The sequence below is a fragment of the Chromobacterium sp. HL1 genome, from assembly GCF_057418835.1.
In genome coordinates this window covers 4,730,845-4,744,348 of sequence record NZ_CP162399.1, presented here as the reverse complement: position 1 = coordinate 4,744,348, position 13,504 = coordinate 4,730,845, and the positions used below count along the sequence as shown (strand labels likewise).

At 61.9% G+C, this 13,504-nt stretch carries 13 protein-coding genes; 9 read left to right on the top strand and 4 right to left on the bottom strand.

All coding sequences use genetic code 11. The annotated features are described in order from the left end of the window. The first annotated feature begins 172 nt into the window (after nt 1-172). The 6 genes from AB1Z25_RS21710 to AB1Z25_RS21685 all read left to right on the top strand — a co-directional run bounded on the left by AB1Z25_RS21710 (nt 173) and on the right by AB1Z25_RS21685 (nt 6,348). Complete coding sequence (locus AB1Z25_RS21710; protein WP_486636151.1) at nt 173-1,579, top strand: hypothetical protein; 1,407 nt, start codon at nt 173-175, stop codon at nt 1,577-1,579. A gap of 192 nt (nt 1,580-1,771) precedes the next feature. Then, complete coding sequence (locus tag AB1Z25_RS21705; RefSeq protein WP_486636150.1) at nt 1,772-2,779, top strand: hypothetical protein; 1,008 nt, start codon at nt 1,772-1,774, stop codon at nt 2,777-2,779. Nucleotides 2,780-3,006: 227 nt separating this feature from the next. After that, nucleotides 3,007-3,918, top strand: coding sequence for a phage tail protein (locus AB1Z25_RS21700; RefSeq protein ID WP_227105773.1), 912 nt, complete (start codon nt 3,007-3,009; stop codon nt 3,916-3,918). Nucleotides 3,919-3,928: 10 nt separating this feature from the next. After that, complete coding sequence (locus AB1Z25_RS21695; RefSeq protein WP_486636149.1) at nt 3,929-4,513, top strand: tail fiber assembly protein; 585 nt, start codon at nt 3,929-3,931, stop codon at nt 4,511-4,513. 253 nt (nt 4,514-4,766) lie between these two features. Next, the gene (locus AB1Z25_RS21690) at nt 4,767-5,753 is read left to right on the top strand and encodes a phage tail protein (protein ID WP_254894595.1); all 987 of its coding nucleotides are present in this window, start codon (nt 4,767-4,769) and stop codon (nt 5,751-5,753) included. A 10-nt stretch (nt 5,754-5,763) separates the two neighbouring features. Continuing rightward, nucleotides 5,764-6,348, top strand: a complete 585-nt coding sequence (locus AB1Z25_RS21685; protein WP_253314992.1) for a tail fiber assembly protein — start codon at nt 5,764-5,766, stop codon at nt 6,346-6,348. A gap of 209 nt (nt 6,349-6,557) precedes the next feature. On the opposite strand, the gene AB1Z25_RS21680 is transcribed toward AB1Z25_RS21685, so the two are convergent. The 3 genes from AB1Z25_RS21680 to AB1Z25_RS21670 form a co-directional block, all read right to left on the bottom strand. Further along, entirely contained in the window at nt 6,558-7,205 is a 648-nt protein-coding gene (locus AB1Z25_RS21680) for an alanyl-tRNA editing protein (protein ID WP_486636148.1), read from the bottom strand. After that, nucleotides 7,202-7,654, bottom strand: a complete 453-nt coding sequence (locus AB1Z25_RS21675) for a GNAT family N-acetyltransferase (RefSeq protein WP_486636147.1) — start codon at nt 7,652-7,654, stop codon at nt 7,202-7,204. Before AB1Z25_RS21675 ends, AB1Z25_RS21680 begins: the two co-directional genes overlap by 4 nt. A gap of 99 nt (nt 7,655-7,753) precedes the next feature. Beyond that, the gene (locus tag AB1Z25_RS21670; protein ID WP_486636146.1) at nt 7,754-9,238 is read right to left on the bottom strand and encodes a C69 family dipeptidase; all 1,485 of its coding nucleotides are present in this window, start codon (nt 9,236-9,238) and stop codon (nt 7,754-7,756) included. Between the two features lie 451 nt (nt 9,239-9,689). On the opposite strand from AB1Z25_RS21670, the gene AB1Z25_RS21665 reads away from it, so the two are divergent. Together AB1Z25_RS21665 and AB1Z25_RS21660 are read left to right on the top strand one after the other, a co-directional pair. Then, complete coding sequence (locus tag AB1Z25_RS21665; RefSeq protein WP_107801237.1) at nt 9,690-9,989, top strand: superinfection immunity protein; 300 nt, start codon at nt 9,690-9,692, stop codon at nt 9,987-9,989. Between the two features lie 340 nt (nt 9,990-10,329). Next, on the top strand, nt 10,330-11,523 hold the full coding sequence (locus tag AB1Z25_RS21660) for an amino acid aminotransferase (RefSeq protein WP_227105749.1): 1,194 nt from the start codon (nt 10,330-10,332) through the stop codon (nt 11,521-11,523). Between the two features lie 277 nt (nt 11,524-11,800). On the opposite strand, the gene AB1Z25_RS21655 is transcribed toward AB1Z25_RS21660, so the two are convergent. After that, complete coding sequence (locus AB1Z25_RS21655) at nt 11,801-12,628, bottom strand: LysR family transcriptional regulator (protein ID WP_486636145.1); 828 nt, start codon at nt 12,626-12,628, stop codon at nt 11,801-11,803. Between the two features lie 115 nt (nt 12,629-12,743). On the opposite strand from AB1Z25_RS21655, the gene AB1Z25_RS21650 reads away from it, so the two are divergent. Next, nucleotides 12,744-13,466 (top strand): SDR family oxidoreductase, encoded by a 723-nt coding sequence (locus AB1Z25_RS21650; protein WP_107801234.1) that lies wholly within the window; start codon nt 12,744-12,746, stop codon nt 13,464-13,466. The last annotated feature ends 38 nt before the right edge of the window (nt 13,467-13,504 follow it).

Sequence of the window (13,504 nt, the reverse complement as noted above, 5' to 3'; positions counted from 1 at the left end):
CCCCAATCCACGGCAACCCCCGATCAAAACAAAGACCTTGCGGCCGACCCCGCGCCGGTTCCGGCGTCTTCGGTCTTCGATACGCAGCAGGAGGTTTGGGCGCGCCTAGGCAGCCAATCCCAGCAAACCCCGTCCCTATCCTGATTCATTCACTGTTTTTTTGGAGAGACTGATGAAAGATGTCATCAAGCCGGTTCCCACGCCGGACACCCTGTTTCACGACGGCAACCCCAGCAGCGGAGAGCTGGGCACCATTGTCGGCGCCGACTGGCTGAACAACGTCCAGTCCGCGGTCATCGCCAGCCAAGAGGAGCTGTTGACCGTGGTCAAAAGCAGCGGCCAGAACGCGGACCCGGCGCGCAAGGACCAGTTGCTGCAGGCGGTGAAGCAGATCGCCTGGGGCGGCGCCAGCAAGCCGACCACGCTGGCCGGCTACGGCATCACCGATGCGATGAAGACCGACGATTGGGGGATAAACGGCTACAAGGAGCTGCAAGTGGGCCCCGGCCGCGAGTTCGCCGACATCGCCAGCGCCTGGAACAGCCTCAACGGCAAAACCCTGAAGACCGACGTGCTGATCAAGGTGGACGATGGTCAATACACATCGACCGGCATTGGTTTGGGCAACCAGCCCTTCGCCAGCCGCATCCGCATCCGCGGCAATATCGCCAACCCCTTGGCTTGTCAGATCCGTTTTGTGGCGGGTGCGGATAAGAATAGCCATGGCGTAGTGTTTACCAATGCTCGTGGTGTCGAGTTCTCCGGTTTCCACTTGATAGGCGAAGCCACCGAAGGCAACTGGACTCACCGCTGCCTGCATATCGGCGAAGGTTCATGGGTGTGGGGAGCGGAAAATTCTTTGATCCTGGAGGGGGCGGGCAATGGCCTGCGAGTGGAGCAGAACTCCCGCTTCAGCAACAGCAAGTTGAGGATCAACAAGATTAAGGAATGGGGCGTTGTCGTTGGCGGCGGCTCCCACTGTGAGCTGCATTACGTGAATATCGCCGGAGAGGGTAAAAACTTTCTTACCAAAGTACCTGTTCGACTCGATGCCAATGATCGCAGTGCCTACCCGTATGGGATGCTGTGTGAGGATACCAGCCGTGCGTGGGTCACTGAGGGGCGTGTAAGCGGAGCGCGAACCGGCTTCCTCGCCGCTCGCAACGCTTATCTCTGGTGCGATGGTAGCGTGGTGGAGCAATCTGCTATTGGCTTCGAGGCGCATTCTGGCGCGGTGATATGGAATCATGGTTCCGGACCCATGCCGGCTTTGCCGCAGGGACGACGCGGCAAGGCTTACAATTGCGAGGTGGGCTTTCAAGCGGTGTGGGGAGGCCTTGTCTATGCGCCGATGGCTCTTGCCGAAGGCTGCAATAATGGTTTTAGAGTTTTCTTCAATTCCACGCTAGTGGTCAATAGCGGTTGGGCCAAGAACTGCCAAGTAGGTTTTGACGCGTACAGCGCCAGCTATCTGGAGGCCTACGACACCAAGGCCGCATCGACTGGCTGCCCGACGGTGTATTCGCCGGCTAGCAGCGGTGTGGCAGGCAACGCCAACGGCGTGATCAACTTCAGCTAAAGTCGGCAAGTCGCGAGTCAGCCGCATCCCTTTGGATGCGGCTGTTTTACCGCGAAGGCACTGACACCCGTCCGCTGCCGCCTCGTGCGCGTTTCCCGCAAAATCGTCCCCAGTCTTTTCCGCAGCGACAGCTGTCATCGGCCTCCGGCCGATTTTTCTTTTCGCCTTTTCTTATCCGTGGGAGACGATTTCATGCAAGAAGCACTCAAGCCCATCAATACGCCGGACACTCTGTTTCACGACGGCAACCCCACCACCGGCGAACTGGGCACCATCGTCAGCGCCGACTGGTTGAACAATCTGCAACTGGCTACGCGCTCGGCTCAGGAGGAGCTGATCTCGCTGATCAAGGACAGCGGCCAGACGCTGGACGCCAGCCGCAAGGACCAGCTGTTGCAGGCGGTGAAAAAAATGGCCTGGGGCGGGGACAGCAAGCCGACCACATTGGCGGGCTACGGCATCAGCGACGGGGCCACCAAGGCCGAAGTGGCGGTCAAGGCCAACAAGGCTAGCACCCTGGCGGGCTATGGCATTCAGGACGGCATCACCGTGGGCATGTTGCCGCGGCGGAATCTGTTGGCGGACGGCGGTCGCTTTTTCGATCCGTTCACGCCCGAGGGCATCGTGCAGGCGAGAACCAATCAGATCACCGCACCGTTTGCCACCCCCATGCATAATGTTTCATATAGCCAAAGCGCCAGCTCGGTGGGGCGTTTCATTCATGATAATGGCTCGTATGAGGGCCCAGGTCCGAAACTGACGCAACCGGTGTTGGATTTGTTGGACAGCTTGGTGCGCGAGCGAGAACAAAAGCGCTATGGTTTTGAGTTTCACATCGCGGAGTTGCGTTGTGCTGCATTGACTTATTCGCCAGGAGTGTTTGATGGCAAGAATATGGCGATGGCGATGGCGTACGGGGTTGGAACCGAAGGACCGATTACGTTTATGAACTGGCTGCGTTGCATCAGCGGCTCTATTTACTTCGACTGCGGCCAGTATCGCAATGGCAAACCAATGGAGAATAAGCGCATCACGCCCAGCGATGGTTGGGTGCATATGGCCGGGGTGACTGAATGGGGGCGTGGTTACAGCATCAGCCATATTTATGCTGAGAATAACTCGATCTTCCAGCTGGCCTTGCCTGCGGCCTTGTCCGGTAATCATCTCGGTTACGTACACAAAGCGCCGATCGCGCCGTAAACAATATTGGTTTTCAAGTATGGCAATCCTGCGGGGTTGCCATTTTTTTGCCTGCTTGCCACTGACATCCGTCCGCTGCTGACGCGCGTCGCTCCCCGGCACAATGAGGGCATTAATTCACTAGCGAAGCGGGTCAACTGGCGGTCTGACGACGGCTAATGTGGTCCGTACCCCGCCTATGTCGCCGGCCCGGCTCATGGGCAGACTCATTAAGGAGCGAGAGCGCGATGCAAAACACTTTGAAGCCGATCAACAGCCCGGACGGCCTGTTTCATGACGGCAACCCCACCACTGGCGAACTGGGTACCATCGTCAGCGCCGATTGGCTGAACAGCCTGCAGCAGGCGACTGTCGCCACTCAGGACGAGTTGATTGCCTTGATCAAGGACAGCGGCCAGGCATTGGACGCCAACCGCAAGGATCAATTGCTACAGGCGGTGAAGCAACTGGCCTGGGGTGGCAATAGCAAGCCGACTACTTTGGCGGGTTACGGGATTACCGATGGGGCCACTAAGGCAGAGGTTTCCATCAAGGCGGACAAAGCGGGTACGCTGGCTGGTTATGGCATTGCCGATGGCGCGACGACTAGTCAATTGCGTGCCGCGGCGCCAGCCGGCGAAGTGGCCTACTTTGCAATGCCATCTGCACCGCCTGGTTGGTTGAGATGTGATGGCTCCTTGGCCAGCCGCAATGTTTATCCCGCGTTGTTTGAGGCAATTGGGACGCGATACGGTGCAGGAGATGGGACAACAACGTTTAACCTGCCTGATTTACGCGGAGAATTTATCCGCGGCTGGAGCAGCGATCACCCTGTAGTAGACGTGGGACGTGCATTTGCGTCTAGGCAAATGGGCTCATTGATTCCTTACCAAGGCTATATCGATCCGACGCGCAGCGGTGCATGGCAAAGCAGTTACAACGATAGATTGGGATGGGTGAGTGGTCTGTTTGATGATGGTTTTGAGAGCAACCATGTCGATGGTACTTCCGTGGTTAATTACGGTGTAACTCCGATCCCGAACTGGCAAGCTCAACTTCTTGGAGGCACATTGACGCAAGCTGTTACAGGGTCGACAACCAACCTTTTGAAAGGCACCCGCCCCCGCAACATCGCCCTGCTTGCCTGCATCAAACACTAAGGAGATCACCATGCAAGAACGCACGCAGAAAACCGTCTACGCCTACCATCCGGAAACCGGCGAGTATTTGGGTACCACCATGGCGGACCTGTCGCCGCTGGATGTTGAAGAAACCTGGCTGATTCCGGCCTACGCTACCGAGCAGCAACCGCCGCAGGCGGGGAACAGGCAAGCGGCGGTCTATCGTGACGGCGGCTGGCTGCTGGTGGTGGATTTTCGCGCGCTCAAGCTGTGGAGCAAGGCCAGCGCGCAGCCGGTGACGGCGCAAATCGGCGACACGCCGGACAGCCTGCAGGCCACCGAGCTGGAGCCGCCGCCCTTCGCGGTGTGGAACAAGAAAGCCTGGAAAGTGGACGCCGATGCGCAGCGCGCGGCGCTGACGGCGCAGGCGCAGCAGGAGTTGCAGCAGCGCTTGGCGATTGCCTACGCTCAGCGCCGGCCTTTGGAGGACGCGCAGGAGCTGGGGCTGGCTACGGCGCAGGAGCAGGGCTTGCTGACGGCGTGGAAGCGTTACTGCGTTGAGCTGTCGCGCTTGCCGCAGCAGACCGCGTGGCCGCAGCTGGGCGAGGCGGACTGGCCTGCGGTACCGGTCTAAAAACTGAGCGTTATGTGTCTGCAAAACGGCGGCTTCGGCCGTCGTTTTGCTTTGCGGCTGCGCTCCAAACTACTGACATCCGTCCACTGCTGACGCGCGTCGCTAAACGGCAAAATGACGGTATTGATTCACTAGCGAAGCAGGTCAGCGGGTGGTTTACGGATCACCCTACCGGCCCGGAGTCCGCCCCAAGCCGCCAGCCCGGCCAGCGGGCCAACCCTGTAAATGGAGCGAGAGCGCGATGCAAAACACCATGAAGCCGATCAACAGCCCGGACGGCCTGTTCCACGACGGCAACCCTTACACCGGCGAATTGGGCACGGTGGTGACCTCGGAGTGGTTGAACAATGTCCAGTCCGCCGCCCAGTCCAGCCAGGACGAGCTGTTGACGGTGATACGCGACAGCGGCCAGAGCGCTGATCCGGCACGCAAGGACCAGTTGTTGCAGGCGCTGAAGAAGCTGACCTGGGGCGGCAATAGCAAGCCGACCACGCTGGCCGGCTACGGCATCACCGATGCTTTGCCGTTGAGCGGCGGCAAGATGAATGGCCGGGTGGATTTTCAGCCCAATTCTCGTTTCCTGGCCGAGGGCGGCAAGGAAGGCGGCCAGCTGCAATTGCAAGCGCCGCAAAGCGACAGCAAGCTCAGCGACGTGAATATCGATGTCTGGGGCAACCAGTTCCGCGTGTTCAATAATGACGGCGTCAAGTCTCGTGGTTTTTACGTGGACCTGACCCAGTGCGAGGACGGCCCTATCACCAATCTGCTGACCATGTCCGGCGCGCCTGGCATGGTAGGCCACTTCGCAACGCCTTACACGCCGCCAGGCTGGCTGAAATGCGATGGTTCTCCGGTCAGCCGCAGCACTTACCCCGGCTTGTTTGCGGTGATCGGAACTATTTATGGCGCAGGGGATGGCTCGACGACATTCAATCTTCCGGATTTGCGAGGGGAGTTCATTCGTGGCTGGAGCAGTGATCGCCCAACAGTGGACGTGGGACGTGTGTTTGGCAGCGCTCAGATCTCGACCCAAGTGCTGGTTGATGATGATGCAAATGAAGTCGTTGGAACCATAGACTGGACAAATAACAATTTAGTGGCTCTTGGCTATGAGTCAGCTGATGTTGGCTCCATACATCTGCATTACACAAAATCAATCAATGGTGGGGTGCATTCAGCGAGTTATGTACGTTCCATTCGCCCCCGTAACCTAGCCCTTCTCGCCTGCATCAAATACTAAGGAAACCGCCATGCAAGAACGCAAACAGAAAACCGTCTACGCCTACCATCCGGAATCCGGCGAGTATCTGGGCACCACTACGGCGGATCTATCGCCGCTGGATGTTGAGGAAACTTGGTTGATTCCGGCCAATGCCACCGAGCAGCAACCCCCGCAGGCGGGGGACAAGCAAGCGGCGGTCTACCGCGACGGCGGCTGGCTGCTGGTGGTGGATTTTCGCGCGCTCAAGCTGTGGAGCAAGGCCAGCGCGCAGCCGGTGACGGCGCAAATCGGCGACACGCCGGACAGCTTGCAGGCCACCGAGCTGGAACCGCCGCCTTTCGCGGTGTGGAACAAGAAAGCCTGGAAAGTGGACGCCGATGCGCAGCGTGTGGCGCTAACGGCGCAGGCGCAGCAGGAGTTGCAGCAGCGTTTGGCGATTGCCTATGCTCAGCGCCGGCCTTTGGAGGATGCGCAGGAACTGGGGCTGGCGACGACGCAGGAGCAGGGCTTGTTGACGGCGTGGAAGCGTTACTGTGTCGAGTTGTCGCGCCTGCCGCAGCAGATCGCGTGGCCGCAGTTGGCCGAGGTGGACTGGCCGAAGCAGCCTGCCTGAGCGTTTGCAGATTGCCGTTTCACGTGAAACCACCCGCGCCGGGCATGCCCGCGCGGGTTTTTCTTAAAGCCTGTTCAAAGTCTCGCGGGCAAGAGCGAGACAAGGCGAAAACGGCTGAGAAAGCGGAATGTACACGTGCTACATGAGCATTTCGAAGGTGTACTCATCGCGCCGCTACTCACGTAGTGCAGCAGACATTGAACAGGCTCTTATGGCCGCGCCAGCGTGATTTCCACCCTCTCTTTGCCCTGGCCCACGTTCTTGCGTTTGAGCTTCAGTTCGCCCACTTCGCCGCTGCGGCGCAAATGGGTGCCGCCGCAGGGCACGCGGTAGAGGCCGGGCAGTTCCCAGTAGCGGCGCTGGTTTGCTTCGTCGGAATAGGCGCTGACGATGGCGAGATCGGCGTCTATCAGCGCCTGCACCTTGGCGGCGATGGCGGGTAGCAGCGGGGTGATGGGCCGGGCCAGCGCAAAATCGATGCGCGCCTTATCCTCCGCGATGTGAGCGCCTATCTTTTCCGCGTCGGGCAGCTCGCGGCAAATGGTTTCCAGCACCAGCTCCGCGGCGAAGTGCAGCCGCATCAGCCGGTAGCGGCGCGGCCAGTCTATCGCCACCGTCACCGCGTCGCCGGCGCCAAGGCCGTGATCGTCCGCCAGGGTGTAAGCGATGTCCAGGCCCTGTTTTTCCGCGCGCAGCACCGGACGGCCGGCTATGCTTCCGCTGTCGCTTTCCTGGCCGCCGGAGAAGGCGTAGAAGAGGGTGGCGTCCAGCCAGACCCGCGAGCCGTCTACGTGCGCCACCGTGGTGTGCAGCTCGGTCTGGTAGGGATCGACCCAGAACTGTTTGAGCACGCTCATGCCGCGCTTCCGGGATTCGCGGCCAGCCGCTGGTAGACGTCGGCGTCTCTTTTTTCCATCATCCATTCCGGCCGGGACAGCGGGCTGAAGCCGAACTGCGCGTACAGGCCGTGAGCGTCGGCGGTGGCCAGCAGCATGCGGCGCAGGTTCTGCAAGCCGGGATGGCTATCGATCGCCGCCATCAATTGCTTGGACACGCCTTGGCCGCGCCAGGCTTCGACCACGAACACGTCGGCCAGATAGGCGAAGGTGGCGTAGTCGGTGATCACGCGAGCGAAGCCTATCTGCTCGCCGTCGGCGGCGTAGGCGCCGAAGCACAGCGAATGGTCGAGCGAGCGCTCGAAGATGTCGCGCGGCAGTTGGCGCGCCCAGTAGGATTGCTCCGACAGGTAGCGGTAGACGCATTCGCGGTCCAGCCGCGCGGGATCGGTGTCGATGTGGAGGGTCATGGCGCAGCCAGCCGGGCGAGGGGGATGCCATCAAAGATAACACGCCCGGACTGGCGGGAGCGGCCGGGTTTGCCCGCGCCGCTCCTGGCAGTTAGCTACTTATAGATTTTTGATTTTTTCCAGCTCCTCCGGGCTGTACTTCTTCTCGCTGGCCTTGGTCAGGTCGGTGAGCAGGCCGGCGTGGACGTCGCGCGCCGATTGCACCGCGCTCAGCATATTGCCGCCGCTCCACTGGCCGGCGAAGCCGATGGCAGTTTGTGGTTGGCTGGCGTAAAGGCTAGCCAGCATCGCGTCCACCGCCGGCTGCTGGCTTTGGAACTGCCGCTCCAGCCGCGCCTGCCATTGCGCCAGCACCGGCAGATATTTGTCCGGCTTGGTCTGGGCCAGCGTGGCGTTGGCGCGGAAGGCCCAGTAGGCGGAGCCGCTCTCGTAATTGGCCGCGCCGGCGCGCAGCGGCGCGGGGATGTCCTTCATCGCGTTCTCATACATCGGCACCAGCACCGCGCCGGCCGGGCTGCCGAAGGATTGCCAGGTCAGCGCCGCCAATTCCTTGGGCAGGCCGGCGCGCAGCTGGATGACGTGGGTTTCTATGGTGCGGTCCACGCCCATCGGCCGGTCCGCGTCCTTCTGTTTGGCCAGTGCGGTGCCGTGGAAGGTGGCGCGCAGCACCTTGGCCACGTCGGCCACCGCGATCTTGTGCTCCGGCTTCAGCGTCAGCGGGTATTGCGTCTGCCGCGTGGCCTGGCGCAGCGCCGGGTTCAGCAGATGCTGGCCCAGCCATTCGCGGTCCACATTGTATTTGTCGCCGACGACGCCGAAGGCCTGGGCGAAGTTGAAGCGCTTGGCGTCCACCTTGGCCAGCAGCTGGTGTTTGGCGGCGAACTCGGCCAGGCCGGGGCTGGACACAACGTTGGCGCGGTCGGAGAGGTCGATGTCGTGCAGGCGCAGGCCGTTGGCCACCATCAAATAGCTGTCCTGCGGCACGCGATAGGCCAGCCAGTGGTGGCCGGAGCCGATTTCCATATACCAGGCTTCGTTCGGATCGGCGATCAGCACGCCATTGCCTTCGCCGGCGCCGTATTGGCTCAGATAGCGGCCCAGCAGTTCCACGCCTTCGCGCGCGGTCTTGGCCTGCGGCAGAATCAGCGAGGGGATCACCGCCTCCACCACGCCGCTGTCCAGCAGCGGGTCCGCTTTCTTGGCGCGGGCGTTGATCTCCGCGCTATTGGTGGCGGACACCGCCACATTGAATTCATTGACGCCGCGTTCCTCGTACAGGCCGTCGCCGCCGGCGCTGTCGCCGTTCCAGTCCATCAGGCCGCTGTAGCGGTAGAACTGTGCCGGCGCCGGCACTTTCAGGCCGTTCTTGAAGCTCAGCGTCTCATCCTTGGCCGCCGCGCGCGCCGGATGCAGCACCAGGCGCTTGTTCCAGTTATTGATGTAATAATCTTCGTTGCGGGCGATGATGATGGAGCCATCGGCGGAGGCCTGTTTGCCGACGATCAGCGATGAGCAGGCGTCGGCGAGCGGGGCGGCCAGCGCAAGGGCGGTGGCCAGGGCAAGCAGGGTAGGGCGCGGCGTCATGATGCATTCCTCTTCTCTGAGAGCGTGTTTACGATCTAGCGAGCTAAGGCGAGACAAGGCGAAAACGGCTGAGAAAGCGCAGTGTACAAACGGTACATGAGCATTTCGAAGCGGTACTCACCGTGTGACGTCTCACGACGCGCAGCAGATCGTAAACAGGTTCTGAGCAGTCAGTCGCGGTGCGAGACGGCTCATGGTGGCCGCGCGCTAAGCGTGCGGCGGTTTGGCGGTGAGGGCAAGTGGATTGTAGGCAGATGGTTCGCATTAGTTGAAATGGGAATCCCATGCTTGCCTGATGCATATCAATCTTGCGCTGTTTGGTAAAAATGTGGCGCAAACTGTCTGATTTATGCAATTGCTTTTGCCATATTGGCGCAAGCCTGATTAAGCTTGGCATTTCATTGTGGCGGCGGCTGATGGCGCCGTCGCGGCGAGAACGGATTAGGAAGATATGAAGATTTTGACGATGGCGCGCAAGCTGTTCTTCACGGTGCTGGCGGCGGCGCTGGCCTTGTGGGCTTACGGCGCTTACAGCGGAGAGCCGCAGTGGCAGCAATGGGCGATGTATCTGGGCAATGCGCTGGCCTTGGGCGGCGCCTACCTGGTGCCGACCTTGACCGCCGCCTTGGTGGGCAGCCCGCGGCTGAAGCTGGTGGCGGCGCTGAATGTGCTGGGCGGCTGGCTGATCCTGCCGTGGATCGCGGCGATGATGCTGGCGCTGAAGCGCGATGATCTGGCGTCCGGGTCCTGAATCCGTCTGGCACAATACTCTATCTTTACCGCCCCGTCAGAGGGCGGCGTAAGAAGCTGTTTACGATCTGCTGCGCGTCGTGAGACGTGGCACGGCGAGTACCGTCTCGAAATGCTCATGTACCACTCGTACATTCCGCTTTCCCAGCGGTTTTCGCCTGGTCTCGCCTGAGCTCGCGAGATCGTAAACACGTTCTAAGAGCGGCTAACAAACATGGGTTTCACGCCTGAGGCATGGCGCGCCGTTGAGTACGGCAAGTCGGTCCAACGCAGCATCAGGGGTTTGTTAGCCGTTCTAAACGGCTGCACGAGGCGATACCACACTACTCAAGGAGAAACACATGTTTCAGCACGTCGACGCCTACGCCGGCGATCCCATCCTGTCGCTGGTCGACGCCTTCGGCAAGGATGCGCGCGGCGACAAGGTCAACCTCAGCATCGGCCTGTATTACGACGAGCAGGGCCGCATTCCGCGCCTGAACGCGGTGCAGCAGGCTGAGGCCAAGCTGGCGGCCCAGCCGGCCCAGCCTTGCACTTATCTGCCGATGGACGGCCTGCCGGCCTACCGCAAGGCGGTGCAGGAGCTGTTGTTCGGCGAGGGACATCCGGCGCTGGCCGCCGGCCGCGTCGCCACCATCCAGACCCTGGGCGGCTCCGGCGCGCTAAAAGTGGGCGCGGACTTCCTCAAGCGCTATTTCCCCGACGCCCAGGTGTGGGTCAGCGATCCGACCTGGGACAACCACGTGGCCATCTTCGAAGGCGCCGGCATCGCGGTCAATCGCTACCCCTATTTCGATCCGCAAACCCGCGGCGTGGACTTCGCGGCGATGCTGGACACGCTGGAAACCCTGCCCGCCGGCAGCATCCTGCTGCTGCATCCGTGTTGCCACAACCCCACCGGCTCGGATCTGGACAATGCGCAGTGGGATCAGGTGGTGGCGCTGGCCAAGCGCAAGCAGCTGATTCCCTTCATGGACATCGCCTACCAGGGTTTCGGCGCCGGCTTGGAAGAGGACGCCTACGCCATCCGCGCGATGGCCGACGCCGGCGTGTCCTTCCTGGTCAGCAACTCCTTCTCCAAGATCTTCTCGCTGTACGGCGAGCGCTGCGGCGGGCTGTCGGTGGTATGCCCGAGCCAGGCCGAGGCGGAACTGGTGTTGGGCCAGCTCAAGGCCACGGTGCGCCGCAACTACTCCAACCCGCCCACCACCGGCGCGCGTTTGATCGCCACGGTATTGGGCGACGCCGAGCTGAAAGCGCTGTGGGTGTCCGAGGTGAACGAGATGCGCGGCCGCATCCTGGAAATGCGCGGCATTCTGGTGGAAGTGCTGAAGCAGGCGCTGCCGGAGCAGGACTTCGCCTATCTGGTCCATCAGCGCGGCATGTTCAGCTATACCGGCTTCAGCCAGGCCCAGGTGGATGCCTTGCGCGAGCGTTTCGGCGTCTATCTGGTGGGCACCGGCCGCATGTGCGTGGCCGGTTTGACCCGCGCCAATGCGCCTTATGTGGCCAAGGCTTTCGCCGCGGTGCAGTAAGAACCTGTTTACGATCTGCTGCGCGTCGTGAGACATGACACGGTGAGTACAGCTTCGAAATGCTCATGTACCACAGGTGCATTCCGCTTTCTCAGCTGTTTTCGCCTTGTCTCGCCTTAGCTCGCGAGACTTTGAACAGGTTCTAAGACCAAGCGCGGCTGACAAAACCGCTGATGCCGTGTTGCGCCGGCTTGCCGTACTCAAGGCACTGCCTACGTCGGCGCGTCTTGCCTCAGCCGTAAACCTGAGCTTTGTCAGCCGCTGTTAAAACAGCTCCTCAGCCGCCGGCCAGGCCTTGTTTCAAACGGGCCAGCGCCGGCTTGGCCAAGGCGTCCGGCGCGTAGCACAGGCCGACGCGGCGGCTGAGCGCCGCCTGATCCAGCCGGCAGCTCCACAGGCCGGACTGGTCCAGGGCCAGCCCCTGCGGGACGAAGGCGACGCCGGCGCCGGCCGCGGCCAGCGTCGCCGCCTGTTGCAGGGTGGCGCAGCGCGCCGCCACCGCCAGTTCCCGCGCCGCCTCGCCCAACAGGCTGGCGAAGCGCTGGTGTGACGGATGGTCCGGGCAGGCGATCAGGTCCTGGCCCAGCAGTTGTCCCGGCCGCAGCAGCGGCTGTCCCGCCAGCGGCGCGTCGGCGCACATCGCCAGCACATAATCCTCTTCCCACAGCGGCAGGAACAGCTCGTCCTCGCAACGATTGGCCTCCTCGTCCAGCCGCGCGTCGCCGGCGCAGCCCGCCGCCAGTTCCAGCAGCAAGCCGTCCACCGCGCGGTAGGCCGCCGCCAACACACGCGCCACGTCGGCCTGGCCCAGGTCCGCCGCCACTCCCAGCGTCAGCGGCAGGCAGTCCTGCCGGCCGCGAAACAGCTGTGTCAGGCTGTCGGCTTCTTCCACCAGCCGCCGCGCCGCCGGGTACAGCAGCCGGGCGGCGTCGGTCACTTCCACCCCGCGCGGCTGGCGCTGGAACAGCGCGGCCCCCAGCTGTTCTTCCAGTTGTCGGATGGTGGCGGACAGCGCAGGCTGGCTCAGGTAGAGACGCGCCGAGGCCTGGGTGATGTTGCGCTCTTCGAATACAGCGATGAAGGCTTTGAGTGAGCGGATATCCATAAATTAAACCGATGGCAGCAAGTGGAATAAACGATTTTTCGTGGAATCGTCAGCGAATTATAGTGCTGCTCAAGGATTTGATATCAGTTATTTCTATTGCTAAAGGAGAAGTTCCATGAGTAAGGCTCTCATTGTCATCACCGGCGCCAGCTCCGGCATCGGCGCCGCCACCGCCCGTTTGTTGTCGCAACAAGGCCATCCGCTCTTGCTATTGGCGCGTCGGGTGGAGCGGCTGGAAGCGCTGGCCTTGCCCAATACCTTGTGCCGCGCGGTGGACGTGACCGACCGCGCCCAGCTGGCCGCCGCGGTGGCGGAGGCGGAGGGCCGCTTCGGGCCGGTGGACGCCATCGTCAACAACGCCGGCGTGATGTTGCTGGGGCAGATGGCCGAGCAGGCGCCGGAAGAGTGGAAAACCATGTTCGACGTCAATGTGCACGGCCTGCTCAACGGCATCCACGCGGTGCTGGGCGGCATGGTGGAGCGCAAGCGCGGCACGGTGATCAATATCAGCTCAGTGGCCGGGCGCAAGACCTTCCCCAACCATGTGGCCTATTGCGGCACCAAGTTCGCGGTGCACGCGATGTCTGAGAATCTGCGCGAGGAAGTGGCGGACCACGGCGTGCGGGTGGTGACGATAGCGCCGGGCGCGGTGGACACCGAGTTGCTGTCGCATACCAGCAGCGAGGCGATCAAGGCCGGTTACGAAGCCTGGAAACAGGAGATGGGCGGCGTGTTGGCGGCGGAAGACGTGGCCAGCGCCATCGTCTACGCCTATCAGCAGCCGCAGAATGTGTGCATTCGCGAGATCGTGCTGGCGGCGACGCGGCAGCAGCCCTGAGACGCGGCGCAAGGCGGACGGACCTTGAGCGGGCTCCG

Coding starts and splice junctions, on each gene's coding strand:
- AB1Z25_RS21700 (WP_227105773.1), top strand. CDS start 3,007: ATGCAAAACACTTTGAAGCCGATCAACAGCCCGGACGGCCTGTTTCAT.
- AB1Z25_RS21650 (WP_107801234.1), top strand. CDS start 12,744: ATGAGTAAGGCTCTCATTGTCATCACCGGCGCCAGCTCCGGCATCGGC.
- AB1Z25_RS21670 (WP_486636146.1), bottom strand. CDS start 9,238: ATGACGCCGCGCCCTACCCTGCTTGCCCTGGCCACCGCCCTTGCGCTG.
- AB1Z25_RS21680 (WP_486636148.1), bottom strand. CDS start 7,205: ATGAGCGTGCTCAAACAGTTCTGGGTCGATCCCTACCAGACCGAGCTG.
- AB1Z25_RS21655 (WP_486636145.1), bottom strand. CDS start 12,628: ATGGATATCCGCTCACTCAAAGCCTTCATCGCTGTATTCGAAGAGCGC.
- AB1Z25_RS21660 (WP_227105749.1), top strand. CDS start 10,330: ATGTTTCAGCACGTCGACGCCTACGCCGGCGATCCCATCCTGTCGCTG.
- AB1Z25_RS21685 (WP_253314992.1), top strand. CDS start 5,764: ATGCAAGAACGCAAACAGAAAACCGTCTACGCCTACCATCCGGAATCC.
- AB1Z25_RS21705 (WP_486636150.1), top strand. CDS start 1,772: ATGCAAGAAGCACTCAAGCCCATCAATACGCCGGACACTCTGTTTCAC.
- AB1Z25_RS21675 (WP_486636147.1), bottom strand. CDS start 7,654: ATGACCCTCCACATCGACACCGATCCCGCGCGGCTGGACCGCGAATGC.
- AB1Z25_RS21665 (WP_107801237.1), top strand. CDS start 9,690: ATGAAGATTTTGACGATGGCGCGCAAGCTGTTCTTCACGGTGCTGGCG.
- AB1Z25_RS21690 (WP_254894595.1), top strand. CDS start 4,767: ATGAAGCCGATCAACAGCCCGGACGGCCTGTTCCACGACGGCAACCCT.
- AB1Z25_RS21710 (WP_486636151.1), top strand. CDS start 173: ATGAAAGATGTCATCAAGCCGGTTCCCACGCCGGACACCCTGTTTCAC.
- AB1Z25_RS21695 (WP_486636149.1), top strand. CDS start 3,929: ATGCAAGAACGCACGCAGAAAACCGTCTACGCCTACCATCCGGAAACC.